The following is a 24,756-nucleotide window of genomic DNA, read 5'->3' on the forward strand; positions in this document are numbered from 1 at the left end:
CGAAGGGCGTGGCGCGTGCCGCGCCGGCGGCCGAAACATGAAGACGGTGACAGTGCGGAAGGCTGCGCCGGCGGGTTTCCGGCGGCTTTGCCGGCGCGGACTTTTCCCCGTCCGCCACATGCCTACAATCCTGCCGCTTTTACTGTCCAGCGTACCGCGTCTATCGGGCACACATCGGCGGCGTTCGCGCCGGCGTGACGCCATCTTCTACGGGAGCCGTTCATGACGTTGACCCTGCCGCTGCGTACCGCCCTGCCGGCGGCGCTGTTCCTTCTCGCCGGCCTGTCCGGCGGGGCGATGGCGCAATCGGCCACGCCGCCCGCGGCTGGCCCGGCCTTCGACTTCGCCTCGCCCCCTTCGGCGCAGGCGAACCGGCTCTATTCCGTGAACGCCGCCACGGGCGAGGTGTCGGCCTGCCAGTTCGAGCGGCCGGAGGGCAGTCTCGTCGGCGTCACCCGCTGCTTCGCCCGCGACGCCAGCGCCGGACCCCAGACCACCCAGGGCGGTTTCGCCCTGATGTCCACGCATTATTCCGGCGAAACCGGCGTGTTCCGGGTCAACACCGTCACCGGGGAGATGAGCGTGTGCTATGTTCGCGACATGCCGCGTTCCGGTGGAGGGGCGCCCGAGCCTTCCGTCGTGTGCACGCCGCCGACGAAGTAGCCGGAACCCTCCGCTGGCCGGCTTTTCCGGTGGGCCGTGTCACCGCCCAAGTGACGCAGCCCGCAGGGCCGCGAGCCGGCTTGTCCTGCCGCCGGTTCGGCGGTAGAGCCCAACCGGCAGGTTGGCTTGTCTGGCGCAGCCGGAGAGCCGCGACGCGCGGGTCGTCGGGTCGGGGGAACGGATGTCGGACGCTGAATTCTTGAAACGCAAGGCCGCCGCGCGCGCGCTGGAACTCGTGCGCAGCGGCATGAAGCTCGGCCTCGGCACCGGCTCCACGGCGAAGCACTTCGTCGAGCTGCTGGCCGAGCGCGTGCAGGAGGGGCTGGAAGTCGTCGGCGTTCCCACCTCGGAGCAGACCCGCGCCCTTGCCGAGAGCCTTGGCGTGCCGCTCGCCACGCTGGACGAGCAGCCGGTGCTCGATCTCTGCATCGATGGCGCCGACGAGGTCGGGCCGGATTTCGTGCTGATCAAGGGTGGCGGCGGCGCGCTGCTGCGCGAGAAGATCGTCGCCACCGCGGCCGCGCAGATGGTCGTCATCGCCGATGCCAGCAAGCACGTGCAGCAGCTCGGCAAATTTCCGCTCCCGATCGAGGTGGTGGATTTCGGCGTCGCCGCCATCCGCCGCGGAATCGACCGGGCGGCGCGGGCGTCCGGCTGCCATGGCCTTCTGACCTTGCGTCGCCGTGCGGACGGCCATGTTTTCGTCACGGATCAGGGACACCTGATCCTTGATGCCGCGTATGGTGTCATTCCGGACCCCGGCGCGCTCGCGGCGCGACTTGCCGAGGTGCCGGGCGTCGTTGAACATGGGCTTTTCATCGGCCTGGCGAGCCGGGTCATTCTCGCAGGCGCCAGTGGCGTGACGGTGCTCGACCGTCCGTGACACATTCTGGCAGGGAGATTTTCATGCAGGTTCCGTTTCAGGAACGGAAGACTTTCGCGGCGCGGATCGGCGGCGGCCTCGCGGTGCTGATGCTGGCGGGCGGTCTCGCCGGGGTGGCCTCGCCGGCTCTGGCGCAGACGGCGCCGGCCCCTGCCGCCACGCCTGCCCCGAGCGCGGCCAATATCGCCCTCGGCAAGGAGCTGCTCTCCGTCAACGGGGAATCGAAAAGCTTCGATTCGCTCATCCGTGGCATCATCGAGCAGGCTGCGGCCAGCTTCGTGCAGGCGAACCCGGACCTGATCCGTGAGCTTCGCGATGTCGCGAACGCGCTGGTGCCGCAATATGAGAGCCGCCGGTCCGAGATCGACGACATTCTCGCCCGCGCCTATGCGGTGAACTTCACCGAGGCGGAGCTGAAGGAGATGATCGTCTTCTACAAGACTCCCACCGGCAAGAAGCTCGTCGAGAAGCGCCAGGCGCTGCTGGACCAGGGCATGCGCGGCATCCAGGCCTGGGGCGGTCAGTTCGCCAAGGAGATGGAAGTGAAGGTCCGCGAAGAGATGAAGAAGCGCGGCTACACTATCTGAGCCGCCGCCTCGCGGGTGCAGCTACATTGCTCATGAAAATGCCCGGCCTTTCGGCCGGGCATTTTCTTTGGCAGCAGGCGGCGCGGCCGGTCAATCCTCGTCCGCCCCCACCGGGGCGCGGTGGCCGGTGATGAGCTTGAACAGCAGCGGGCCGAACAGCGCCAGCGCCGCCAGCGCCAGCAGCACCAGCGCGACCGGGCTCTGGAACAGCGTCAACGGGTCGCCGACGCTGATCGCCAGCGCCCGCCGGAGCTGCTGCTCCGCCAGCGGCCCGAGGATGAGGCCAACGACCACCGGGGCGATGGGGTAGTCGTAGCGGCGCAGCACGTAGCCCAACAGGCCGAACGCCACCAGCATGCCGAGCTCGACCAGCGAGGGGTTGGCCCCCAGCGTGCCCAGCGTGGCGAAGACGAGGATGCCGGCATAGAGCCACGGCCGCGGAATCGCCAGCAGCCGCACCCAGATGCCGACCAGCGGCAGGTTGAGGATCAGCAGCATCGCGTTGGCGATGAACAGGCTGGCGATCAGGCCCCAGACGAGATCCGGCGCGGTGGCGAACAGCAGCGGCCCCGGATTGAGGCCATATTGCTGGAAGCCGGCGAGCATGATCGCGGCGGTCGCCGAGGTCGGCAGGCCCAGGGTCAGAAGCGGCACCAGCACGCCGGCCGCCGCGGCATTGTTGGCCGCCTCCGGCCCGGCGACGCCTTCGATGGCACCGTTGCCGAATTCCTCCGGCTTGCGGCACAGCCGCTTCTCCAGCGCGTAGGAGAGGAAGGTGGGTATCTCCGCGCCGCCCGCCGGCATGGCGCCGATCGGGAATCCGAGCACGGTGCCGCGCAGCCACGGCTTCCACGAGCGCTTCCAGTCCTCGCGGTTCATGAACACCGAGCCCTTCACCGGCTCGATGATTTCGTCGGCCCGCGCGCCGGCGGCGGCGACCGAGAGGGTCTCGCCGATGGCGAACAGCGCGACCGCCAGCGTGGTCACCTCCACCCCGTCCAGCAGGTCCGGGATGCCGAAGGAAAGCCGGGCCTGGCCGCTCTGCAGGTCGATGCCGATGAGGCCGAGGGTGAGGCCGATGAAGAGGCTGGTGAGGCCACGCGTGACGGAGGAGCCGAACGCCGCCGAGACGGTGCAGAACGCCAGCACCATCAGGGCGAAATAATCCTCCGGCCCGAAGGAGATCGCGATATCGACCACGGTAGGCGCGATCAGCGCGAGGCCGAGGGTCGCGATGGTGCCGGCGACGAAGGAGCCGATGGCGGCGGTGGCGAGCGCCGGCCCGCCGCGCCCGGCGCGGGCCATCTTGTTGCCCTCCAGCGCGGTGACGATGGAGGAACTCTCGCCGGGCGTGTTCAGCAGGATGGACGCGGTGGAGCCGCCATACATGCCGCCATAGTAGATGCCGGCGAACATGATGAGCGAGCCGGCGGGGTCGAGCTTGAAGGTGATCGGCAGCAGCAGGGCCACGGTGAGCGCGGGCCCGATGCCGGGCAGCACGCCCACCGCGGTTCCGAGCATGACGCCGACAAAGGCGAACAGCAGGTTGGCCGGCTGAAGGGCGACCATCACGCCCTGGGCGAGTGCGGCGAAGCTTTCCATGTCGAAACGTCCTCAGATCAGCCGTTCGAGCGGGCCGGCCGGCAGCGAGAGCTGGAGCCCCTTGGCGAACAGGATGTAGATGACGAACGACAGCACGGTGCCGGCGAGGATGTGCGCCCAGAGCGGGCCGCGGCCGAAGCCGCGGGCGGTCGCCGCGAACAGCCAGCCGGTGGCGATGGAGAAGCCGGCGAAGGGCAACAGCGCGATCTGTCCCAGCAGCCCGCCGAGGACCCAGGCCATCGGCTTCAGCTCATCGCGCGGCCGCGCCTCGTCGATGCCCCGCATCGCCTCCACCGCATTGGCGATGGCCAGCAGCGCCAGCCCGACCGCGATCAGCGTGGGGAAGGCGGCAGGGCCTACCGCGGAATGGGCGGCGACGTTGGAGAGGCGCCAGGCGTCCCAGCCGACGACCGCCGCCACGCCGCCGAGCGCGGCGGCGATGGCAAGGCGGGCCTTGTCCGGGCCGGAGGGTGAGGCGGAGGTCTCGCTCATGGCAGGGCTGTCCGAAGGAGGGCGGGAGGGGCGCAAAACGCACGAGGACCGCGGGGCGCGGTCCTCGGCTGGTGGTCGGGTCGCCGTGGCGGGCGGACTCCCGGCGCAAGCCGGGGGCGGTTCACTGGCTGAGGCCGACCTCCTTGAGGATGACCTGGGTGGCCGCGATGTCCTTGGCGAGCTGCGCCTGGAAGGCAGGGCCGGAGAGATAGGTGTTGGCCCAGCCCTTGGCGGCGAGGATGTCCTGCCAGGTCTTGGACGCCGCCATCTTGTCGATGGTTTCGGTCAGGGTCGCCTTCTGCACGTCGGTGATGCCCGGCGCGGCGGCGACCATGCGCCAGTTCTGGATTTCGACATCGATGCCGCTCTCCTTGAAGGTCGGCACCTCCGGGGCTTCCGGCAGCCGCCCGGCGCTGGAGACGGCGAGAATGCGCAGCTTGCCGGCCTTGGCCTGCGCCACATACTCGCTGAGGCTCGAAATGCCGGCGGTGACCTTGCCGCCGAGGATCGAGGCGAGGGATTCGCCGCCGCCGGAGAAGGCGATGTAGTTGATCCTGGTGGGGTCGACCCCGACCGCCTTGGCGATCAGCCCCGCGGTGATGTGGTCGGTGCCGCCCGCCGAGCCGCCGGCCCAGGAGACCTTCTGCGGGTCGGCCTTCAGCGCCGCCACGAGATCGGCCGCCGTCTTCAGCGGCGAGGCGGCCGGCACCGCGATGGCCTCGTATTCGCCGGTGAGGCGGGCGATCGGGGTGACCTGGCTGAGGTCGACCGGCGATTTGTTGGTGATGATGGCGCCCACCATCACATAGCCGCCGACGATCAGGGCGTTGGGGTCGCCCTTGGAGCCGTTGACGAACTGGGCGAGGCCGATGGTGCCGCCGGCGCCGGGCACGTTCATCACCTGCACATTGGTGGCGAGCTTGTCGGCCTGGAGCGCCTGCTGCATCGAGCGGGCGGTCTGGTCCCAGCCGCCGCCCGGCGCGGCCGGCGCGATGATGCGCAGATCCCCGACCTGGGCCTGTGCCGCGCCGAAGGGCAGCACCGCCGCCAGCGCGAGGGCGGCGAGGGTGCTGCGGCGGGAAAGGGGGCGAACGCGAAAGGCCATGGTTGTTCCTCCTGCCAGGGCGGGCGCCAGCCTGCGACGGGATGACGCCTCACGGGTTTTCCCGCAAGCTAGAGCGCTTACCCAGCGGTGTCGAGTTGCACCAAAGATGATGGAGGCAAGAAGCCGAAAACCCTTGCGGCATGCCGCAGATGAGAGGTGGCGCCGCGCTTTTGGGGGCGGCTTTTTCGCTGGAACGGCACTCATTTCTCTGCGGTATCGGCGGCTGCAAGGGCCGGCCCCACGCTGCTGCATGCCGGGTGAGGGGGCGGAAAGGCCCGATGAGCCGGACGCCTTGCCGGCCGGGGCGGGCGGAACGGTTCCGCGCGGGCGGCTTCCGCAAGCGGTTCTGGAATGCCTGCCGCGCGCCGGCTTGACGGCGGGTCCGGCTCGGCCGACATGCAGGCAAGCATTTCGGGGAGCGCGGCCATGGGCGACGCCACACAGAACGAGCATGATGTTGATCTCTTCGTCATCGGCGGCGGCTCCGGCGGCGTGCGCGCGGCGCGGATCGCGGCGGGCTATGGTGCGCGGGTCATGCTGGCGGAGGAATACCGGCTCGGCGGCACCTGCGTGATCCGCGGCTGCGTGCCCAAGAAGCTGCTGGTCTATGCCGGCCGCTTCGCCCATGAGTTCGAGGACGCCGCCGGCTTCGGCTGGACCGTGGCCGGTGCCACGTTCGACTGGCCGACCCTGATCGCCAACAAGGACAAGGAGATCGCCCGGCTGGAGTCCGCCTATCGCCGCAATCTCGACGCGGCGGGGGTCGAGATCGTGCCGCAGCGCGCGGTGCTGGAAGGCCCCCATGCGGTGCGGCTGGCCGACGGGCGCCGCATCGCTGCCCGCCATATCCTCGTCGCCACCGGCGCGCGGCCGAATTACGGGCTCGACATCCCCGGCCGCCACCTCGCCATCACCTCGAACGAGGCGCTGCATCTGGAGCGCTTTCCCGCCCGCATCGTGGTGCAGGGCGGCGGCTATATCGCGCTCGAATTTGCCAGCCTGTTCGCCGGGCTCGGTGCCAAGGTGACGCTGGTGCACCGTGGCGACGGGCTGCTGCGCGGCTTCGACCAGGAAATCGGCGCGCTGATCGCCGGGGAGCTGGCGGCGGCGGGCATCATGCTGGAACTCGGCGTGACCATCGACGCCATCGACGAGATGGAAGGCCGCCGCAGGGTCCGGCTGAACGATGGCCGGGTGCTGGTCGCGGACGAGGTGATGCTCGCCATCGGCCGGGTGCCGAACACGGTCGGGCTCGGCCTCGAGACCGCGGGCGTCCAGCTCAACCCCTCGGGCGCGATCGCGGTCGACGCCGCGTCAGGCACGAATGTGCCCTCGATCCATGCGGTGGGCGACGTCACCGACCGCGTGAACCTCACCCCCGTCGCCATCCGCGAGGGCCACGCCTTCGCCGACACCGTGTTCGGCGGCAAGCCGTGGACGGTGGATCATTCGCTGATCCCCACCGCGGTGTTCACCGAGCCGGAGATCGGCGTGGTCGGCCTCACCGAGGCCGAGGCGCGGGCGCAGGGCCGCCGGCTCGATATCTACAAGACCAGCTTCCGGCCGATGAAGGCCACGCTCTCGGGTCGGCAGACCCGCGTCTTCATGAAGCTCGTGGTGGACCAGGCGGATGACCGGGTGATCGGCGCCCACATGATCGGCGAGGCCTCGGCGGAGATGATCCAGCTCGTCGGGGTCGCCATGAGCGCGGGCGCGACCAAGGCGGTGTTCGACCGCACCATCGCCCTCCACCCCAGCGCGGCTGAGGAACTGGTGACGATGCGGGCGAAGGACCCCTCCAGCGATCCGCTGCCCGCCGCGGCGGAGTAGCCGGCCCGGCCCGGGGGCGGGCCACACCCGGTCTGCGTGGCCGCAGGACAGGCCTTGCAGCACCGGCAGGCCGGCGGTGCGCGCCGCTCTTCTCTTGCTCCCGGCCTTGGGTGTATAAGGCCGGCCTTCTTCTTCCCCGGCCCGGTATGGCCGGCCTTCCCGCCCCGGGGACACGGGGCGGCGACGCTGCTTTAGGAGGTTTCGATGGCTGAACGCTGGACTCCCGGCTCCTGGAGGGCAAAGCCCATCCAGCAGGTGCCGGACTATCCGGACGCCGAGGCGCTTGCCGCGGTGGAGCGTCAGCTCGCCTCGTTTCCCCCGCTGGTGTTCGCCGGCGAGGCGCGCCGGCTGAAGCGCGAACTGGCGAAGGTCGCCAAGGGCGAAGCCTTCCTGCTTCAGGGCGGCGACTGCGCCGAGAGCTTCGCCGAGCATTCGGCCGACAACATCCGCGATTTCTTCCGCGTCTTCCTGCAGATGGCGGTGGTGCTGACCTTTGCCGGCGCTTCCCCGGTGGTGAAGGTCGGGCGCATCGCCGGCCAGTTCGCCAAGCCGCGCTCGGCGCCGAACGAGACGGTCGGCGGGGTGGAGCTGCCGTCCTACCGCGGCGACATCGTCAACGACATCGAGTTCACCCCGGCCGCCCGCATCCCGGACCCGCGCCGCCAGCTCGAGGCCTATCGCCAGTCGGCGGCGACGCTGAACCTGCTGCGCGCCTTCGCCAATGGCGGCTATGCCAGCCTCGGCAACGCGCATCAGTGGATGCTCGGCTTCGTCAAGGACAGCCCGCAGTCGCACATGTACCAGGCGGTGGCGGACCGGATCACCGAGGCGCTCGACTTCATGCGCGCCATCGGCATCGATCCGGAAACCCACCCGGAGATGCGGACCACGGATTTCTTCACCAGCCACGAGGCGCTGCTGCTCGGCTATGAGCAGGCGCTGACCCGGGTCGATTCGACCTCCGGCGACTGGTACTCGACCTCCGGCCACATGATCTGGGTCGGCGACCGCACCCGCCAGGCCGACCACGCCCACATGGAATACTGCCGGGGCGTGAAGAACCCGCTCGGCCTGAAGTGCGGCCCCTCGCTGAAGCCGGACGACATGCTGCGCCTCATCGACATGCTGAACCCGGACAACGAGCCGGGCCGGCTGACGCTGATCGCCCGGTTCGGCGCCGACAAGGTGGAGGACCACCTGCCGGCCCTTGTGCGGGCGGTGCAGCGCGAGGGGCGCGTGGTGGTGTGGTCGTGCGACCCGATGCACGGCAACACGGTGAAGGCCGGCTCGGGCTACAAGACCCGTCCGTTCGACATGATCCTGAAGGAAGTCCGCGACTTCTTCGCGGTCCATGCCGCCGAAGGCACCTATGCCGGCGGCGTGCATCTGGAGATGACCGGCAAGGACGTGACCGAGTGCACCGGCGGCGCCCGCGCCATCTCGGACGCGGACCTGAAGGACCGCTACCACACCTATTGCGACCCGCGCCTCAACGCGGAGCAGGCCATCGAGATGGCCTTCCTCGTCGCCGAGCTGCTGAAGACCTCCCGCGCCGGGCGCACCCGCCGGGTGACGCAGGCGGCGGAGTGATCCACCCGCCGGCCGGCTGAGACAGCAAACCCCCGCGGCACGCCGCGGGGGTTTTTCCTTTCCGGGCCTGTCGTCCGGGCCTGTCGCGCGCGTGCTTGACCGCTTCAGCCCTCCCAGCCTTCCAGCACGATCTTGCCGATGGTCCGGCCGCTTTCCAGCGCGGCATGGGCGCGGCGAAGGTTCGCCGCGTTGATCGTGCCGGCCCGCTCGCCGAGCGTGGTCCGCAGCCGCCCGGCATCCACCAGCCGCGACAGCTCGGCGAGGATCTCGTGCTGGCGGATCATGTCCGGGGTCTGGAACAGCGAGCGGGTGAACATCAGCTCCCAGTGTAGCGACAGGCTCTTGCCCTTCAGCGCCAGCGCGTCCAGCGTCTTCGGGTCGTCGATCAGCGCGATGCGGCCCTGCGGCCGCGCCGCCTTGACGATTTCCGGCCAATGCTGCTCGGTGGCGGTGAGACTGTAGACGTAGTCGACCTCGCCGAGCCCCGCCTTCGCCAGCTCCTCGCTGAGCGGGCGGCCATGGTCGATCACGGCGTGGGCGCCGAGCGCCTCGACCCATTCCCGGCTCTGCGGCCGCGAGGCGGTGCCGATCACGGTCACGGCGGTGAGCTGGCGGGCGAGCTGGACCACCAGCGAGCCGACGCCGCCCGCGGCGCCCACCACCAGCAGGGAGCGCCCCGCGCCCCCGCCCGCCGGCAGCTCCAGCCGGTCGAACAGCCCTTCCCAGGCGGTGAGGCTGGTGAGCGGCAGCGCGGCGGCCTCCGCGAAGCCGAGGCTCGCGGGCTTGGGCCCGACCAGCCGCTCGTCGACCACATGCAGCTCGGCATTGGTGCCGGGCCGGTTGAGATCGCCGGCGTAGAACACCGCGTCGCCCGGCCGGAACAGGCTCACCTCGGCCCCCACCGCCTCGACCACGCCGGCGGCGTCCCAGCCGAGCACGACGGGCGCGTCTTCCGTGCCCTGCCGCCGCAGCCGGACCTTGGTGTCGACCGGGTTCACGGAGATGGCGTGCACCCGCACCAGCAGGTCGCGGGGGCCGGGCGTCGGATCGGGCAGGTCGAGATCGACCAGCGAGGAGGCATCCGCAATGGGGAGCGAGCGTGTGTAGCCGATGGCTTTCATGTGAGTCTCCGGGCGCGAGGCGCTGTGGAACGAGATGCCGTCAATGTCGTCCGTGCCCGCTCCGGCGCAAGAACGGATGAAACGGTGCGGTGGTATCGGGAATGAAACCGCCCTTTCCCCTTTGCGGCCCGCCGCCTATCTTCGCCGGGATTTCCTTGGGCGGAGGCGCGCATGGCCAAGCGTCACACGGACTATTCCTGCGGCACGGGTTGCCCGGTCGAGGCGACGCTCGAGATCATCGGCGGCAAGTGGAAGGGCGGCCTCCTGTTCCATCTCTCCGGCGGCGAGCGGCGCTACAGCGAGCTGCGCCGGGCGATGCCGAACGTGTCGCCGCGCATCCTCGCCAAGGCGCTGCGGGAGCTGGAGGCGGACGGCGTCATCGCCCGCACGGTCTACCCCACCGTGCCGCCGCAGGTCGGCTACCGGCTCTCCGCCAGCGGCGAGGCGCTGCGCCCGGCCATCGCGCTTCTCGCCGGCTGGGGCCGCGCCCGGCTCGCGGTAGCGCCGGAGCTGGCCGCGGCGGAATAGCCCCGTCGCGCCCGCCGCTGCGGAGCGGGGCCGCCCCCAAACCGCTCTCTCAAAGCGGCTCTCCGAAAGTCGCTCTCCCAAAGTCGCGCCCCGAAAGTCGCATCGCCCATCGGCGCCGGAGGGCGTAACGGATGCAGCCGTTCCCCAGCACCGGACGGGTCCATGATCACCGAGCGCATCCGCTACGCCCCGCTTCGCGACAAGGTGGTGAGCGCCGAGGCGGCCGCCGCCCACATCCGCGACGGCATGACCATCGGCATGAGCGGTTTCACCCGCGCCGGCGAGGCCAAGGCGGTGCCGATGGCGCTGGCCGCCCGGGCACGGGAGGCCCATGCCCGCGGCGAGCCGCTGTCCATCTGCCTCATCACCGGCGCCTCGCTGGGCAACGACCTCGACAAGCAACTGGCCGAGGCCCATGTCCTTTCCCGCCGCATCCCGTTCCAGTCCGATCCCGCGCTGCGCCGGGCGATCAATGCCGGCGAGGTGATGTTCGTCGACCAGCACCTTTCGGAAACGGTGGAGCTTCTGCGCACCCGCCAGATCGGGCCGGTCGATGTCGCGGTGATCGAGGCGGTCGCCATCACCGAGCAGGGCGGCATCGTGCCCACCACCTCGGTGGGCAACTCCGCCAGCTTCGCGATCCTGGCGGAGAAGGTCATCGTCGAGATCAACCTGTCGCAGCCGACCCTGCTGGAGGGGCTGCACGACATCTACATCCCGACCCGGCGGCCGATCCGCCACCCCATCCCGATCGTGGCGCCGGAGAACCGGGTGGGCCTGCCCTTCATCCCGGTCGACCCTGAGAAGATCGCCGCCGTCGTCGTCACCACCAAGCTGGATTCCTCGGCCAATGTGGAGCCCCCGGACGACGACACCCGCGCCATTGCCGGCCATCTCATCGAGCTGCTGAAGCACGAGGTCGCGGTGGGGCGGCTCTCCACCCAGCTCCAGCCGCTGCAGGCCGGCATCGGCACCACCGCCAATGCCGTGCTGCACGGGCTGATCGACAGCCCCTTCCACAACCTCACCATGTATTCCGAGGTGCTGCAGGACTCGACCTTCGATCTGTTCGACGCTGGCCGGCTCGACTTTGCCTCGGGCTCCTCCATCACCCTGTCCCGGCCGAAATACGAGGCGGTGCTGCCGGAACTGGCGCGCTACAAGTCGCGCCTCGTGCTGCGGCCGCAGGAGATCAGCAACCACCCCGAGATCATCCGCCGGCTCGGGCTGATCGCCATCAACACCGCGCTGGAGTTCGATCTCTACGGCAACATCAACTCCACCCATGTCGGCGGCACCCACATGATGAACGGCATCGGCGGCTCCGGCGACTTCGCGCGCAATGCCTTCCTCTCCGTCTTCATCACCCGCTCGGTCGCCAAGGAGGGGCGCATCTCGGCGGTGGTGCCCATGGTGAGCCATGTCGACCACACCGAGCACGACGTCGACATCGTGGTGACCGAGCAGGGCCTTGCCGACCTGCGCGGCCTCGCGCCGCGCGAACGGGCGGCGCTCATCATCCGCAACTGCGCCCATCCCGACTATCGCGACGCGCTCGCCGACTATGTCGCGCGCGCCACCCCGCGCGGCGGCCAGACGCCCCATCTCATCGAGGAGGCGCTGGGCTGGCACGCGGCGCTGCGGGAGACCGGCACCATGCGCCGGGCCTGACCTCCCACCCATGCCGCGGGTGCGATTGCCGAGCGGCCTTTGCCTCGCTACATCAGGACCATGGCCAGCGCTCCCGTCGATCAGCTCCTCATCGCCTTCGCCCAGCTCAATCCCGTGGTCGGCGACCTCGCCGGCAATGCGGAGAAGGTTCGCGCCGCCCGCCGCCTCGCGGCGGAGCAGGGCGCCGACCTGCTGATGTTCACCGAGCTGTTCATCTCCGGCTATCCGCCGGAGGACCTCGTGCTGAAGCCCGCCTTCCAGCTCGCCTGCCGGCAGATGGTGGAGGAACTGGCGCGCGAGACCGCCGATGGCGGGCCGGCGCTTCTTCTGGGCACGCCCTGGGTGGAGGCGGGCCGGCTTTACAACGCCGTGGCGCTGCTGGAGGAAGGCCGCGTCGCCGCGGTGCGCTACAAGGTCGATCTTCCGAATTATGGCCCGTTCGACGAGAAGCGGGTGTTCGCCGCCGGGCCGATGCCGGGGCCGATCCCGTTCCGCGGGGTGCGGCTCGGCGTGCCGGTGTGCGAGGACGTCTGGTCGGAGGACGTGATCGAGTGCCTCTCCGAGACCGGGGCCGAGATCCTGCTGATTCCCAACGGCTCGCCGTACCGCCGCACCGTCTATGACGAGCGCACCAATGTGGCGGTGGCCCGTGTGGTCGAGAGCGGCCTGCCGCTGGCCTATATCAACCAGGTCGGCGGGCAGGACGAGCTGGTGTTCGACGGCGGCTCCTTCGTGCTCAACGCCGACCGCTCCCTGGCGGTGCAGTTCCCGAACTTCCAGGAGCGCATCCGCCTCACCCGCTGGGAGCGCTGGGCCGATGGCTGGCGCTGCGAGGAGGGCGCCCGCGCGCCGCTGCTGACCGGCGACGAGGCGGACTATGCCGCCTGCGTGCTGGGCCTGCGCGATTACGTCGAGAAGAACCGCTTCCGCGGCGTGGTGCTGGGCCTGTCGGGCGGTATCGATTCGGCGCTGTGCGCGGCGATGGCGGCGGACGCGCTGGGCCCGGAGCGGGTCCACTGCGTGATGCTGCCCTATCACTACACCTCGGGCGATTCGCTCACCGACGCTGCCGGCGTGGCGCAGGCGCTGGGCTGCCGATACGACATCGTGCCGATCGCGCCGGCGGTGGAAGGGCTGGAGGCGTGCCTCGCCCCGCTCTTCGCCGGGCAGGCGCGCGACGTCACCGAGGAGAACCTTCAGTCCCGCGCTCGCGGCACCATCCTGATGTCGATCTCCAACAAGTTTGGCTCCATGGTGGTGACGACCGGCAACAAGTCGGAGATGTCGACCGGCTACGCCACGCTCTATGGCGACATGAACGGCGGCTACAACCCGTTGAAGGACCTCTACAAGACCGAGGTGTTCCGGCTCTGCGAGCTGCGCAACCGCTGGAAGCCGGCCGAGGCGCTGGGTGCCGGCGGCGTCGTCATCCCGCCCAACATCATCGCCAAGCCGCCCACCGCCGAGCTGCGGGAGAACCAGAAGGACCAGGACAGCCTGCCGCCCTACGAGGTGCTCGACGCGATCCTCGAGCGGCTGGTCGAGGAGGAGCGCACGGTCGCCTCCATCGCGGCCGAGGGCTTCGACCCGGCGCTGGTAGCCAAGGTGGAGCGCATGCTGAACCTCGCGGAGTACAAGCGCCGGCAGGCGGCGCCCGGGGTGAAGGTGACCACCCGCAATTTCGGCCGCGACCGTCGCTACCCCATCACCAACCGGTTCCGCGAAGGCGCCTGACGCCGCGCGCGGCCGGTTGCGAGGGGCGGCGGGCTCGGCGATAAGGCCGCCATGAGCTCTCCTGTCCTGCGTTTCGCCCCGTCCCCCACCGGGCTGCTGCATGTCGGCAATGCCCGCACCGCGCTCTACAACGCGCTGCTCGCCCGGCGGGCCGGCGGCACCTTCATCCTGCGCTACGACGACACCGACGTGGCGCGCTCGACCGCCGGCTTTGCCGACGCCATCGCGCGCGATCTCGACTGGCTGGGGCTGGTGCCCGACCGCGTGGAGCATCAGTCGCGCCGGCTGCCGCGCTACGACGCGGCGGTGGAGCGGCTCAAGGCGGCCGGAAGCCTCTACCCTGCCTACGAGACCGAGGAGGAGCTGGAGGCGCAGCGGCTGTCGCGCCGCCGCCGCGGGCTGCCCCCGGTCTATGACCGTGGCGCCCTCGCGCTGACGGCGGCGGACCGGGAGCGGCTGGAAACGGAGGGGCGCCGGCCGCACTGGCGCTTCCGCCTCCATGGCGGCGTGGTCCGCTGGGACGACGGCGTGCGCGGTCCGCAGGCGGTGGAGACCTCCGCCCTGTCCGACCCGGTGCTGGTGCGCGGGGACGGCAGCTATCTCTACACCCTCACCTCCGTGGTCGACGACATCGAGATGGGGGTGACGCAGGTGGTGCGCGGCGAGGACCACGTCACCAACACCGCCGTGCAGATCGCGATCTTCGAGGCGCTGGGCGCGGCGCCGCCGGCCTTCGCCCACCACAACCTGCTGACGCTGCCGAGCGGGGAGGGGCTTTCCAAGCGGCTCGGCCATCTCTCGCTGCAGGCGCTGCGGGAGGAGGGCCACGAGGCATTGGCGGTGGCGGCGCTGGCGGTGCTCACCGGCACCTCGCTGGCGGTGGAGGCGGTGCCCGGCCTCGACGCGCTGGCGGAGCGGATCGACCTGCGCCGCATCTCCCGCGCGCCGGCCCGGTTCGACCCGGAGGACCTTTCGGCGCTCACCGCGGCGACCCTGCACGGGCTGGACTTTGCCGCCGTTGCGGCGCGGCTGGCTGACCTCGGCGTCGGTGGCGGCGCGCCGTTCTGGCTGGCGGTGCGCGGCAATCTCGCCCGGCTGGCCGATGCCGCGCGCTGGTGGCGGGTGGTCGAGGGGCCGGTGGAGCCCACCCTCGCTCCGGGCGATGCCGATTTCCTCGCCCGTGCCGCCGATCTCCTGCCGCCGGAGCCTTGGGACGGGGAGGTCTATGCCGGCTGGCTGGCGGCGCTGAAGCCGGTCGCCGGCCGCTCCGGCCGGGCGCTGTTCCACCCGCTCCGCCTCGCTCTGACGGGGGTGGAGAGCGGGCCGGAGCTGAAGGCCCTGCTGCCGCTGATCGGGCGGGAGCGGGCGGCGGCCCGGCTGCAGGGCCGCGCCGCCTGAGACGCCCCGGCCGTCACGGGGCTGTCGGCAGCCACGCTGTTCGCGGTCACTGCACCGGGGCGGGCGGCAGCAGCGGCTGGCCCTGATAGGTCGGGGCGGGCTGCTGCGGCGCCGGCTGGGTGCGCGCCGCCGGGGCGGTCCGTGTCGCGGCGGGGTTGGTCGCGGCGGGGCTGGCCGCCGTGGGCTTGGCGGGCGCGGTCTTTGCCGGGGCCGGTGTGGTCTTGGCCGGGGTGGCCGGCAGCGGCTGGGAGAGCTCCCGCGCCTTGTCCTCGGTGACCACGATATCCCCCTGCCGCAGCGTCTCCCCGGTGTCGGCGCCGGCGAGCGCCTGGCCCCAGCTCATCCCGGCCGGTCGGCAGGAGCAGGTGGAGACGAACTGCTTGCGGTACAGCCCGGCATTGGGCAGCGAGGTGTAGGGCTGGCCGTTGGTGCCGACGGCGTGGTCGATGTCCTCATTGGTGCGGTAGGCGAACAGGCGGGCTTCGGTGCCGGGGCACTGCCGCTGGCACAGCGCCTCGTCATTGGCGAAGCTGGCCGGGGTGGTGGAGGAGGAGATCGGGAAGAAGAACCCGTCGCAGGTGCGCACGCACACCGTCCGGTAGGAGGACACGCGCGGCATTTCCGAGGGCTGGATGTCGGGCGAGGGCATCTCCTCGGAAGGCTGTGCCGATTCATCGGCCGGAACGCCGAAGAGCTGCTCGAAGAAATTGCGCGGCTGCCGCGGCTGACGCTGCTGGTTCTGGCCGGGCTGGCCGCCGCCGAGCGCGGCGCGGTATTGCGGGCCGCAGTCGTTCTGCGCGAGCTGCTGCACGATCTGCCGGCGCTGGGCGTCGAGCCCGCCGCGCTGGCTTTCGAGCTGGGCCATGCTGCGGTCGAGCGCGGCCTGGGCCTGCGCCAGCTTGCTGCGGATCTGGGTGCACTGGGGCGGCAACTGGGGCTGGAAGATCAGGAAGCCCTGCTGGTTGCAGCCATTATAGTCCATCTGGCCGTTCAGATACTCCACGTCGCCCCGCTGCTTGGCGACAGTGGCTTCCAGATTGCCGCCCGCGCCACGGCCGAGCTGGCCGAGCTGGGCCTCCAGCCGCAGGCAGGCGGTGCGCGCGGCGTTCTGGGGGTCGTTGGCGGCCGGGTCCGGGTAGGCCTGCGCGGCGGCGGCGGAAATCCCCAGCGCCAGCAGGGGCACCGCCAGCACCATGCCGCGGGCGCGTGCGAACAGGTCGCGGGTAAGGCTCATCAGCTCTGCCGTCTCGTCGCGGAAGCGGGCCGATCCCCGTTCCGAATCCTCCGGGCGCAGCGCGGCCGGCGGCGCAATGAGCGCGGCAAGCTTGGCCAAAATTTGAAGCGGCATGAGAAAGGTGACCGTAGCAAGCTGACCGTGTCGGGCGCCGGCGGGCGTCTCGCGGAGGGGAGAGGAAGTGTCGTACTTCCGTTCGGGGCGCCCTCATACCATATGCGCCGTCGGCTCCAACGGAGATTGCCTCATGTCGACGCGCCTGCGTTTCCTCTCCCTGCCGCTTGCCGCCGGCCTCGCGCTTGCGGCCAGCCTCGCGCTTGCGGCGCCTGCCGCCGCGCAGGAGCCGGACCTCATCTTCCGCAAGTCGACGGTGTGGAAATTCCTCACCCCGGACGACAAGCTGGCGGTCTATGGCATCGACGATCCGATGGTGGAGGGGGTGGCCTGCCACTACACCCAGCCGGAACGCGGTGGGGTGAAGGGCATGCTCGGCGTGGCGGAGGAGGTTTCCGACATCTCGATAGCCTGCCGGCAGATCGGGCCCATTCGCTTCAAGGGCAAGATGGAGCAGGGCGACATCGTCTACCGCGAGAGCCGCTCGCTGATCTTCAAGAAGATGCAGATCGTGCGGGGTTGCGACGCCAAGCGCAACGTATTGGTGTATCTGGTCTATTCGGACAGGCTGATCGAAGGCAGCCCGAAGAACTCCACCACCAGCGTGCCGGTCATGCCCTGGGGCGCCGACACCCAGGTGCCGAAATGCGGGGACTTCATCCAGTGAGGCAGGGCGCGGCGGGGCGTGTGCGCGCCGCCGCCCGTGACCGCCTCAGCGTCCGCAGCCGCCTCAGCGTCCGCAGGTGATGGCGACGACGTCGGTGCAGCTTCCGCCGTTGCAGGCGGTGCGGGCATTGGCGCTGATGAGCCGGGCCTTGCCGGCGTCGCTCTGCACCTTGCCGAAGCTGACCACGCGGGAATAGTCGTGCACCCGGCACCAGGCCTCGGCCATGGCGGCGCCGCAGCTGGAGCCGGAGGCGACGCAGGCGTCGATGCCGTAGCCGTCGGAATTGTCGACGACGAACATTTCCGTCTGGCCGTCGGCGAGAGCCAGGGCAGGGGTGAGGGCGAGGGTGGCGGCGAGAAGGGCGCGGCGGAGCATCATGGCGGTGCTGCGAATGGCCTCGGGATGGTGTGGCAGGACTATGGCGCGAAGGATTGAATAGTTCGTGAACGCCGATGCGGCCCGTCGGTTCATTCAGGCGCCGCTGGTTACGTCCCGTTTCCGGCCGAGGCAATCGCCGGCGGCCGGTCAGCGTGTGGATTGGGGGTGGCTGTGGCGTCGGGGCCTCACCCCCGGGCCAGGTGAAGCGGGCTCGCGGCCGGCCAGCGGCCCGCCGGCCTTGACGTGCCGGCGCAAAGGGAGGACAGACGCCCCGCGGCTGTCCGCCACGCGCCGGAAGGTGGCGCGGGCCGGGCGGCTCCAATCCAGAAGAGGCGGGTTCAATGCCGGGTGAAGTCGGATCGGGTCTTCCCGAGGTCAAGCTGTACAACACGCTCACGCGGGTGAAGGAGCCCTTCGCGCCGATCGATCCGGCGCGCGTGCGCATGTATGTCTGCGGACCCACCGTCTACGACCTCGCCCATATCGGCAATGCCCGCCCGGTGGTGGTGTTCGACCTGCTGTACCGCGTGCTCCGCCATTTCTATGGCGCCGACCACGTGAAGTATGTCCGCAACATCACCGACGTCGACGACAAGATCAACGCGCGGGCGGCGCGCGAATTCCCCGACCTGCCGCTGAACGAGGCCATCGCCCGGGTGACCTTCGCCACCGAGGCGCAGTTCCACGACGACCTCGAGGCGCTCGGCGTGCTGCACCCCGATGTCGAGCCGCGCGCCACCGAGCATATCGGCGAGATGCGCACGCTGATCGAGCGTCTCGTCGCCGCCGGCCATGCCTATGTCGCCGAGGACCACGTGCTGTTCTCGGTGCCCTCGATGCCGGACTATGGCGCGCTCTCGCGCCGGCCGCTGGACGAGATGATCGCCGGCGCCCGGGTCGACGTCGCGCCCTACAAGCGCGACGCGATGGACTTCGTGCTGTGGAAGCCGTCCTCGCCCGGCGAGCCCGGCTGGCCCTCGCCGGCGGGCATCGGGCCGCTCGGCCGTCCCGGCTGGCACATCGAGTGCTCCGCCATGTCGTGGGCGCATCTGGGCGAGACCTTCGACATCCATGGCGGCGGCATCGACCTCATCTTCCCCCACCACGAGAACGAGATCGCGCAGTCGCGCTGCGCCTTCCATGCCGGGGTGATGGCCAATGTGTGGATGCACAACGGCTTCCTGCAGGTGGAGGGCGAGAAGATGTCGAAGTCGCTCGGCAACTTCGTCACCATCCGCGACCTGCTGGCGGACTGGCCGGGCGATGTGCTGCGCCTCAACATGCTGCGCACCCATTACCGCCAGCCGATCGACTGGACGGTGAAGGGGCTGGAGGAGAGCGCCAGGACGCTGGAGCAGTGGTTCGACGCCGCCGCGCCCGACGCCTATCCCCGCCCGGCGCCGGCGGTGCTGGAGGCGCTGGCCGACGACCTCAACACCCCGAAGGCGATCGCCGAGATGCACGCGCTGAAGGACCATGCCGGCAAGAAGGCGCTCGGCGGCACGCTCGCCTTCCTCGGCTTCGCGCCGGGGCCGCTGCGGGCCTGGCGCGACGCCCGCGCGCCGGCGCTCACCATCGACGCCGCCGCCATCGAGGCGCGCATCGCCGAGCGGATCGAGGCCCGGCGCAACCGCGACTGGGCCGCCTCCGACCGCATCCGCAACGAGCTGCTGGAGCTTGGCGTCGCGCTGAAGGACAACAAGGACGGCACCACCACCTGGGAGCCGGCGCGGTGAGCGCCGCCCCGGCCGCCGCCCTTCGCCCGGCGCTGCCTGCCGACGCGCCCCTGCTGGCGGCGATCCTGCAGGCGGCGGTGTTCGAGCTGACCGGCGACGATTACGAGCCGGACCAGCAGGAGGCGTGGGCGGCGCTGGCCGATGACGAGGAGGCCTTCGCCGCGCGGCTCGCCACCCGGCTGACGCTGGTCGCCACCCGCGGCGGCGAGCCGGTCGGCTTCGTCGCTCTGGCCGACAATGCGGTGATCGACCTGCTCTATGTCCACCCGGAGGTCGCCGGCGAGGGCGTCGCCACGCTGCTGTGCGACGCGGTGGAAAGGCTGGCGCAAGCCCGTGGCGCCAAGAGCCTGAGCGCCGATGCGAGCGACACCGCGCTCGGCTTCTTCCAGAAGCGGGGCTACGTGCCCCAGCGCCGCAACACCGTGCCGCTCGGCGCGGTGTGGCTGGGCAACACCACGGTCCAGAAGACCCTCGCGGAGGGGGAAGCCCGCTCATGACCGACCCGGCGCCCGCCGCCGCCCCGCCCTCCGTCCCGACCCCGCCGCCGGGCGGGCGCGCGCGGCTCCACCTCTTCGACACCACGCTGCGCGATGGCCAGCAGATGAACGGGGTGGATTTCACCCTGGCCGACAAGCTGCGTCTCATCGAACTCATGGGCCGGCTCGGGCTGGACTACATCGAGGCCGGCTACCCCGGCGCCAATCCTTCCGACACCGCGCTCTTCGCCGAGCGGCGGGCAAGCGCGGCCCGCATCACCGCCTTCGGCATGACGCGGCGCCCGGGCCGTTCCGCCGCCAACGATCCCGGCCTCGCCGCGCTGCTGGAGGCGCAGGCCGACGCCGTGTGCCTCGTCGCCAAGGCCTCGGCCTATCAGGTGCGCGTCGCGCTGGAGACCACCGAGGAGGAGAATCTCGCCGCGATCCGCGACAGCGTCGCCGCCGCCCGCGCGCGCGGTCGCGAGGTGCTGGTGGACTGCGAGCATTTCTTCGACGGCTACAAGGAACGGGCGGACTATGCGCTGGCCTGCGCCCGCACCGCCTTCGAGGCCGGCGCCCGCTGGGTGGTGCTGTGCGACACCAATGGCGGCACCCTGCCGGAGGAAGTCGAGCGCATCGTCCGCGCCGTGACGCAGGTGGTGCCGGGTGAGCATCTCGGCATCCATGCCCATGACGACACCGGGCAGGCGGTGGCCAATTCCCTCGCCGCCGTCCGGGCCGGGGCGCGGCAGATCCAGGGCACGCTGAACGGGCTGGGCGAGCGCTGCGGCAACGCCAATCTCTGCAGCCTGATCCCGACCCTGCTGCTGAAGCCGGCCTATGCCGGGTTCGAGACCGGGGTGCGGCCGGAGCGGCTGGCCGAGATCACCTCCGTCTCCCGCGCGCTCGACGAAATCCTCAACCGTGCGCCGGACCGGCACGCCCCCTATGTCGGCGACAGCGCCTTCGCCACCAAGGCCGGCATCCACGCCTCCGCCATCCTCAAGGACCCCGCGACCTATGAGCATGTGCCGCCGGAGAGCGTCGGCAATCGCCGCCGGGTGATGGTGTCCGACCAGGCCGGGCGCTCCAACGTGCTGGCGGAGCTGGACCGGCTCGGCATCGAGGTGCGGCGGGACGATCCCCGTCTCGCCCGGCTGCTGGACGAGGTGAAGACCCGCGAGGCCGCCGGCTATGCCTATGAGGCGGCGGACGCTTCCTTCGCGCTGCTGGCGCGCCGGGTGCTCGGCCATGTGCCGGACTATTTCCAGGTCGAGCGCTTCAGCGTCTCGGTGGAGCGGCGCTACAATGTGCGCGGCGAGCAGGTCACGGTGGCGGAGGCCATCGTGAAGGTGCGCATCGGCGAGGAGGTGACGATCTCCGCGGCGGAGGGCAACGGCCCGGTCAACGCGCTCGACCTTGCCCTGCGCAAGGACCTCGGCAAGTACCAGCCGCTGATCGGCGACCTGAAGCTCACGGATTACCGCGTGCGCATCCTCGACGGCGGCACCGAGGCCATCACCCGCGTGCTGCTGGAGAGCAGCGACCGCAGCGGCGCCCGCTGGACCACGGTGGGCGTGTCCACCAACATCATCGACGCCTCGTTCCAGGCATTGCTGGACAGCATCGTGTGGAAGCTGGTGAAGGAAGGCGCGGAGGGCTGACCGCTGCGAGGGCCGTCGCAGGCCGAAGCGCCGCACGCGGCCGGCGGGCGCCCGCGCCCCGTCGCCTCACATGCGTTCGGCCACCTGAACCTCGGGCGCGCCGTGCAGGCTTCCCTCCGGCAGCGGCGCCACCGCCGCGCGCAGCCGCGGCACCACCGCCTGCGCGTTGGCGGCGACCAGCAGGGAGAGCGGGCGTTCGGCATTCACGAAGCCGGTGGCCTGCATATGGCCGAACAGGGCCAGCAGCGGGTCCCAGAAGCCGTCCACATTCACCACCAGCACCGGCTTGCGGTGACGGTTGAGCTGCACCCAGGTGAGCTGTTCCACCAGCTCCTCCAGCGTGCCCACCCCGCCGGGCAGGGCGACGAAGGCGTCGGCCCGCTCGAACATCAGGCGCTTGCGCTCGTGCATGTCGCGGGTGACGACCAGCTCGTGAGCGTGCTCGAACGCCTGCTCCTTGCCGATCAGGAATTCCGGGATGATGCCGGTGACCCGGCCGCCGGCCTCGGCGCAGGCGCGGGCGGTGGCGCCCATCAGGCCGACACCGCCGCCGCCATAGATCAGCCGGACACCCTCCCGTGCGAGGATGCGGCCGAGCTCGGTAGCGGTCTTGAGGAAAACCGGGCTGTCGCCCGGCGCGGCGCCGCAGTAAACGCAAACACTCTTGATCGTCGACATGGCCACCATGATGCAGGGCGGGAAAGAGGCGTCAAGCCACCACGCTTGCAAGGCGCGGGCCGGCCCGCGCACGCACGGCCGCACGGTCCGCCCGCGGGGCTCCGGCCATTGACTCGGGTCGCGGCCTTGTCATTGTGCATCGCAGCAACGATATGCCGGCAATGCTGTTGTACCCGTGCCGCCCGCTTCCGGGCGCACCCACAAGGACGCCTTCATTGCAGAAAATGTCTCACGACTTCGGCCGGTTCGCCGCTCTCGGCCGGTCGGCCGGTGCGGCAACGCGGACGCCCCAGCACCCCGGCCGGCTCGCGCCGCTTCCCGAGTTCGGGTCGAATCCGGGCGGGCTGAAAGCGCATGTCCATGTTCCCGCCACCGCCGCCCGCGGCGCCCCGCTGGTGGTGGTGCTGCACGGCTGCACCCAGAACGCGGCCGAATACGACCTGCGCGCCGGCTGGTCGGCACTGGCCGATCACGCCGGCTTCGCGCTGCTCTACCCCGAGCAGAACCATGGCAACAACCCGAACCTCTGTTTCAACTGGTTCCGCCCCGGCGATGCCCGGCGCGACGCCGGCGAGGCGCTGTCCATCCGGCAGATGATCGCGACCATGGTCGAGGCGCACGGGCTGGACCCCGAGCGGATCTTCGTCACCGGCCTCTCGGCCGGCGGCGCGATGGCGTCCGTCATGCTCGCCACCTATCCCGAGCTCTTCGCCGGCGGCGCCGTCATTGCCGGGCTCGCCTATGGCCGCGCCACCACCGTGCCGGAGGCGTTCGACTGCATGCGCGGCCAGAGCGCCGCGTCCGACGAGGAATTGTGGCGTCTGCTGCGCGAGGGGGCCAGCCATGACGGGCCATGGCCGAAGGTCGCGATCTGGCAGGGCATGGCCGACCACACGGTGGCGCCCACCAATGCCGCGGACATCGCCACGCAATGGCGCGGCGTGCACCACCTCGGCGAGGCGCCCTCCGAGATCGAACGGCTGGGCCCGCGGGAGAAACGGGTGTGGCGCAACGCAGCGGGCGAAGCCGTGATCGAGCTGAACACGGTGGCCGGCATGGGGCATGGCACGCCGCTGAGCGCGGAACTCGGCGTGGCCGGCCCCTACATGCTGGATGTCGGCATCTCCTCGACGCTGGAGATCGCCGCTTTCTGGGGCATTGCGGAACCCGCCGCCACGGTGGCCGGGCGCCCGGCGGCATCGGCGGCGGCACCCAACGCCATTGCCCGGACCGCTGCCGCGCCGGCCACCTCGCTTTTGCCTGCCGCGCCGGCCACGCAGGGCAGGGGAGCCACGACGGCCCAGCCCACAGGCGAGCCCGGCCACCGCGCGGCGCCAAACCGGGTTGCCGCCGTCGGCAAGGTCATCGAAGACGCCCTGCGCGCCGCGGGGCTGATGCGATAGGGGCCGGGCGCCGCCGCGTCGCGGAGGGGATGGCGGTCCCTCCGGGCGGCGGCGCGCCGGCCCCACCGGGGCAGCACAGGGGCCGCGCGACGGCGGCCTATACCGTCGCACGCCCTGCAGGCCCGTCGACAAGCCCTTTTAGAACTCCACGCCCAGCTTGAGCAGGAGCTGCTGGCGCTCGTGGTTGACGAGGTCGAGGTTGTTGTCGCTGTCCGGCGACGAGCCGGCGATCTGGTAGGCGTAGGCGAGCTTCACATAGGCGGCCTTGCTGAGCTGGGCGTAGAAGCTCGGCCCGAGATAGAGCGCGCCGCCCTCGAAGCGGTTCAGCCCGGCGCCGTCGAAGGCGGCGAGGTAGCGCAGCTCGCCGCCGAGGAAGAGGCCGCGCGCCACCTGCCAGCTCAGCGCGCCGGAAACCTCCAGGCCGCTCTCCGCCTCGCCGCCGCCCCACTCCGGGAGATAGCCGAGGTTGACGGCGCCGAAGAGCGTCTCCGACACCAGCTCCTTGTCCATCAGCAGCCGGACCGGCAGGCCGAAGCTGTCGACCCGCTCGCCGGAATCGTCGTCATAGCGGCCCCATTCCGGCTCGATCGAGACCGCCAGCCCCAGCGGCGCGTGCTCCCAGCTCAGGAAGCGGTACTTGATCTCGGCGCCGAGCCCGCCGAAGCCGCCGGCGGCCATGTCCTCCAGCCCGTCGATGTTGCTGATGTCGTGATAGGCGAGGGCGGCGCTGACGCCGATGGTGAGGTTGCGGGTGACGCCGTATTCATATTCGGCCTCCGCTTCCCCGGCGCCGTAATGGGAGCCGCCCTCCGCCTCGCCGGCAGCGCGGCCGAACCGGCCGGTCGCCTCGACCGATACCTCCTGCTCGCCGCGGTCATTGGTGTCGGAACCTTCGGTGAAGCCGAAGATGTTCTCGCTGTCGATCTCGTATCCCGGATCGCTGTCCCCCGCGTCGGCGTCGGCCGCATGCGCCGGCAGGCCCGCCAGCAGGAGAAGCCCGGTGCCGGCACCGACCCAGACACGCCGCACCGCCGCCCGCCGCCTTGCGAACGCGCCCATACCGTCACCCCTCCCGTTATTTTGAGATAAAAGTAATCGTGATTCGCAATACTGTCAGCATGAAATGAAGATTCGTTTGTATTATTATTTTCTCATATCCGATTAAATTTATTCTTAGATTTCGCGATCTATACATGACGCTG

Annotated in this window: 22 protein-coding genes; 14 read left to right on the top strand and 8 right to left on the bottom strand. The window is 70.6% G+C overall.

The genetic code is table 11. The features are described from left to right. Positions 1 to 222 precede the first annotated feature (222 nt). The 3 genes from KHC27_RS20405 (at position 223) to KHC27_RS20415 (ending at position 2,133) form a co-directional block, all read left to right on the top strand. Positions 223 to 663, top strand: a complete 441-nt coding sequence (locus KHC27_RS20405) for a hypothetical protein (protein ID WP_213341709.1) — start codon at positions 223 to 225, stop codon at positions 661 to 663. A gap of 181 nt (positions 664 to 844) precedes the next feature. Continuing rightward, positions 845 to 1,546, top strand: a complete 702-nt coding sequence (gene rpiA / locus KHC27_RS20410) for a ribose-5-phosphate isomerase RpiA (RefSeq protein ID WP_213341711.1) — start codon at positions 845 to 847, stop codon at positions 1,544 to 1,546. A 23-nt stretch (positions 1,547 to 1,569) separates the two neighbouring features. Further along, positions 1,570 to 2,133 (top strand): DUF2059 domain-containing protein, encoded by a 564-nt coding sequence (locus KHC27_RS20415; RefSeq protein WP_213341713.1) that lies wholly within the window; start codon positions 1,570 to 1,572, stop codon positions 2,131 to 2,133. Positions 2,134 to 2,223: 90 nt separating this feature from the next. On the opposite strand, the gene KHC27_RS20420 is transcribed toward KHC27_RS20415, so the two are convergent. From KHC27_RS20420 to KHC27_RS20430, 3 genes are all read right to left on the bottom strand, one after another. Further along, on the bottom strand, positions 2,224 to 3,735 hold the full coding sequence (locus KHC27_RS20420) for a tripartite tricarboxylate transporter permease (RefSeq protein ID WP_213341715.1): 1,512 nt from the start codon (positions 3,733 to 3,735) through the stop codon (positions 2,224 to 2,226). A 12-nt stretch (positions 3,736 to 3,747) separates the two neighbouring features. Continuing rightward, a complete protein-coding gene (locus tag KHC27_RS20425; protein WP_213341717.1) occupies positions 3,748 to 4,227 on the bottom strand; it encodes a tripartite tricarboxylate transporter TctB family protein in 480 nt (159 codons plus the stop codon). Positions 4,228 to 4,348: 121 nt separating this feature from the next. Continuing rightward, positions 4,349 to 5,332 (bottom strand): Bug family tripartite tricarboxylate transporter substrate binding protein, encoded by a 984-nt coding sequence (locus KHC27_RS20430; protein ID WP_213341719.1) that lies wholly within the window; start codon positions 5,330 to 5,332, stop codon positions 4,349 to 4,351. 426 nt (positions 5,333 to 5,758) lie between these two features. On the opposite strand from KHC27_RS20430, the gene gor reads away from it, so the two are divergent. Both gor and KHC27_RS20440 read left to right on the top strand, forming a co-directional pair. Beyond that, positions 5,759 to 7,162, top strand: a complete 1,404-nt coding sequence (gene gor, locus KHC27_RS20435) for a glutathione-disulfide reductase (protein ID WP_213341721.1) — start codon at positions 5,759 to 5,761, stop codon at positions 7,160 to 7,162. A gap of 204 nt (positions 7,163 to 7,366) precedes the next feature. Further along, the gene (locus KHC27_RS20440; RefSeq protein ID WP_213341723.1) at positions 7,367 to 8,752 is read left to right on the top strand and encodes a class II 3-deoxy-7-phosphoheptulonate synthase; all 1,386 of its coding nucleotides are present in this window, start codon (positions 7,367 to 7,369) and stop codon (positions 8,750 to 8,752) included. Between the two features lie 104 nt (positions 8,753 to 8,856). Here the strand turns inward: KHC27_RS20440 and KHC27_RS20445 are convergent, their stop codons facing one another. Continuing rightward, positions 8,857 to 9,873 carry a zinc-binding alcohol dehydrogenase family protein gene (locus KHC27_RS20445; RefSeq protein ID WP_213341725.1) on the bottom strand — a complete coding sequence of 339 codons (1,017 nt, stop codon included), beginning with the start codon at positions 9,871 to 9,873 and terminating at the stop codon, positions 8,857 to 8,859. Positions 9,874 to 10,044: 171 nt separating this feature from the next. Here KHC27_RS20445 and KHC27_RS20450 point away from each other — a divergent pair, with 171 nt between their 5' ends. The 4 genes from KHC27_RS20450 (at position 10,045) to KHC27_RS20465 (ending at position 15,204) form a co-directional block, all read left to right on the top strand. Next, complete coding sequence (locus KHC27_RS20450) at positions 10,045 to 10,401, top strand: winged helix-turn-helix transcriptional regulator (protein ID WP_213341728.1); 357 nt, start codon at positions 10,045 to 10,047, stop codon at positions 10,399 to 10,401. A 162-nt stretch (positions 10,402 to 10,563) separates the two neighbouring features. Next, positions 10,564 to 12,072, top strand: coding sequence for an acetyl-CoA hydrolase/transferase family protein (locus KHC27_RS20455; RefSeq protein ID WP_213341730.1), 1,509 nt, complete (start codon positions 10,564 to 10,566; stop codon positions 12,070 to 12,072). Between the two features lie 60 nt (positions 12,073 to 12,132). After that, on the top strand, positions 12,133 to 13,806 hold the full coding sequence (locus KHC27_RS20460; RefSeq protein WP_213341731.1) for an NAD+ synthase: 1,674 nt from the start codon (positions 12,133 to 12,135) through the stop codon (positions 13,804 to 13,806). A gap of 51 nt (positions 13,807 to 13,857) precedes the next feature. Continuing rightward, complete coding sequence (locus tag KHC27_RS20465) at positions 13,858 to 15,204, top strand: glutamate--tRNA ligase (protein ID WP_213341733.1); 1,347 nt, start codon at positions 13,858 to 13,860, stop codon at positions 15,202 to 15,204. A gap of 46 nt (positions 15,205 to 15,250) precedes the next feature. Here KHC27_RS20465 and KHC27_RS20470 read toward each other — a convergent pair whose 3' ends face one another. Beyond that, positions 15,251 to 16,552 (bottom strand): DUF2865 domain-containing protein, encoded by a 1,302-nt coding sequence (locus KHC27_RS20470; RefSeq protein ID WP_246520158.1) that lies wholly within the window; start codon positions 16,550 to 16,552, stop codon positions 15,251 to 15,253. 133 nt (positions 16,553 to 16,685) lie between these two features. Between KHC27_RS20470 and KHC27_RS20475 the strand changes: the two genes are divergently transcribed. Further along, positions 16,686 to 17,219, top strand: coding sequence for a CreA family protein (locus tag KHC27_RS20475; protein ID WP_213341735.1), 534 nt, complete (start codon positions 16,686 to 16,688; stop codon positions 17,217 to 17,219). A gap of 63 nt (positions 17,220 to 17,282) precedes the next feature. Here KHC27_RS20475 and KHC27_RS20480 read toward each other — a convergent pair whose 3' ends face one another. Next, positions 17,283 to 17,597, bottom strand: a complete 315-nt coding sequence (locus tag KHC27_RS20480; RefSeq protein WP_213341737.1) for a hypothetical protein — start codon at positions 17,595 to 17,597, stop codon at positions 17,283 to 17,285. A gap of 341 nt (positions 17,598 to 17,938) precedes the next feature. On the opposite strand from KHC27_RS20480, the gene cysS reads away from it, so the two are divergent. The 3 genes from cysS to cimA are packed head-to-tail and all read left to right on the top strand — an operon-like array spanning position 17,939 to position 21,473. Next, entirely contained in the window at positions 17,939 to 19,333 is a 1,395-nt protein-coding gene (cysS, locus tag KHC27_RS20485; protein ID WP_213341739.1) for a cysteine--tRNA ligase, read from the top strand. Next, the gene (locus KHC27_RS20490; protein WP_343210952.1) at positions 19,330 to 19,830 is read left to right on the top strand and encodes a GNAT family N-acetyltransferase; all 501 of its coding nucleotides are present in this window, start codon (positions 19,330 to 19,332) and stop codon (positions 19,828 to 19,830) included. The genes cysS and KHC27_RS20490 overlap by 4 nt, the downstream gene beginning before the upstream one ends. Next, positions 19,827 to 21,473 carry a citramalate synthase gene (gene cimA / locus KHC27_RS20495; protein WP_213341741.1) on the top strand — a complete coding sequence of 549 codons (1,647 nt, stop codon included), beginning with the start codon at positions 19,827 to 19,829 and terminating at the stop codon, positions 21,471 to 21,473. Before KHC27_RS20490 ends, cimA begins: the two co-directional genes overlap by 4 nt. A gap of 66 nt (positions 21,474 to 21,539) precedes the next feature. Here the strand turns inward: cimA and KHC27_RS20500 are convergent, their stop codons facing one another. Then, positions 21,540 to 22,151, bottom strand: coding sequence for an LOG family protein (locus KHC27_RS20500; RefSeq protein ID WP_459076740.1), 612 nt, complete (start codon positions 22,149 to 22,151; stop codon positions 21,540 to 21,542). Positions 22,152 to 22,366: 215 nt separating this feature from the next. Here KHC27_RS20500 and KHC27_RS20505 point away from each other — a divergent pair, with 215 nt between their 5' ends. After that, positions 22,367 to 23,554 carry an extracellular catalytic domain type 1 short-chain-length polyhydroxyalkanoate depolymerase gene (locus KHC27_RS20505; RefSeq protein ID WP_425514900.1) on the top strand — a complete coding sequence of 396 codons (1,188 nt, stop codon included), beginning with the start codon at positions 22,367 to 22,369 and terminating at the stop codon, positions 23,552 to 23,554. A 138-nt stretch (positions 23,555 to 23,692) separates the two neighbouring features. On the opposite strand, the gene KHC27_RS20510 is transcribed toward KHC27_RS20505, so the two are convergent. Beyond that, positions 23,693 to 24,613, bottom strand: a complete 921-nt coding sequence (locus KHC27_RS20510) for a hypothetical protein (RefSeq protein ID WP_213341745.1) — start codon at positions 24,611 to 24,613, stop codon at positions 23,693 to 23,695. Positions 24,614 to 24,756 lie beyond the last annotated feature (143 nt).

It is taken from the genome of Ancylobacter lacus (genome assembly GCF_018390635.1).
Taxonomy (GTDB): Bacteria; Pseudomonadota; Alphaproteobacteria; order Rhizobiales; family Xanthobacteraceae; genus Ancylobacter; species Ancylobacter lacus.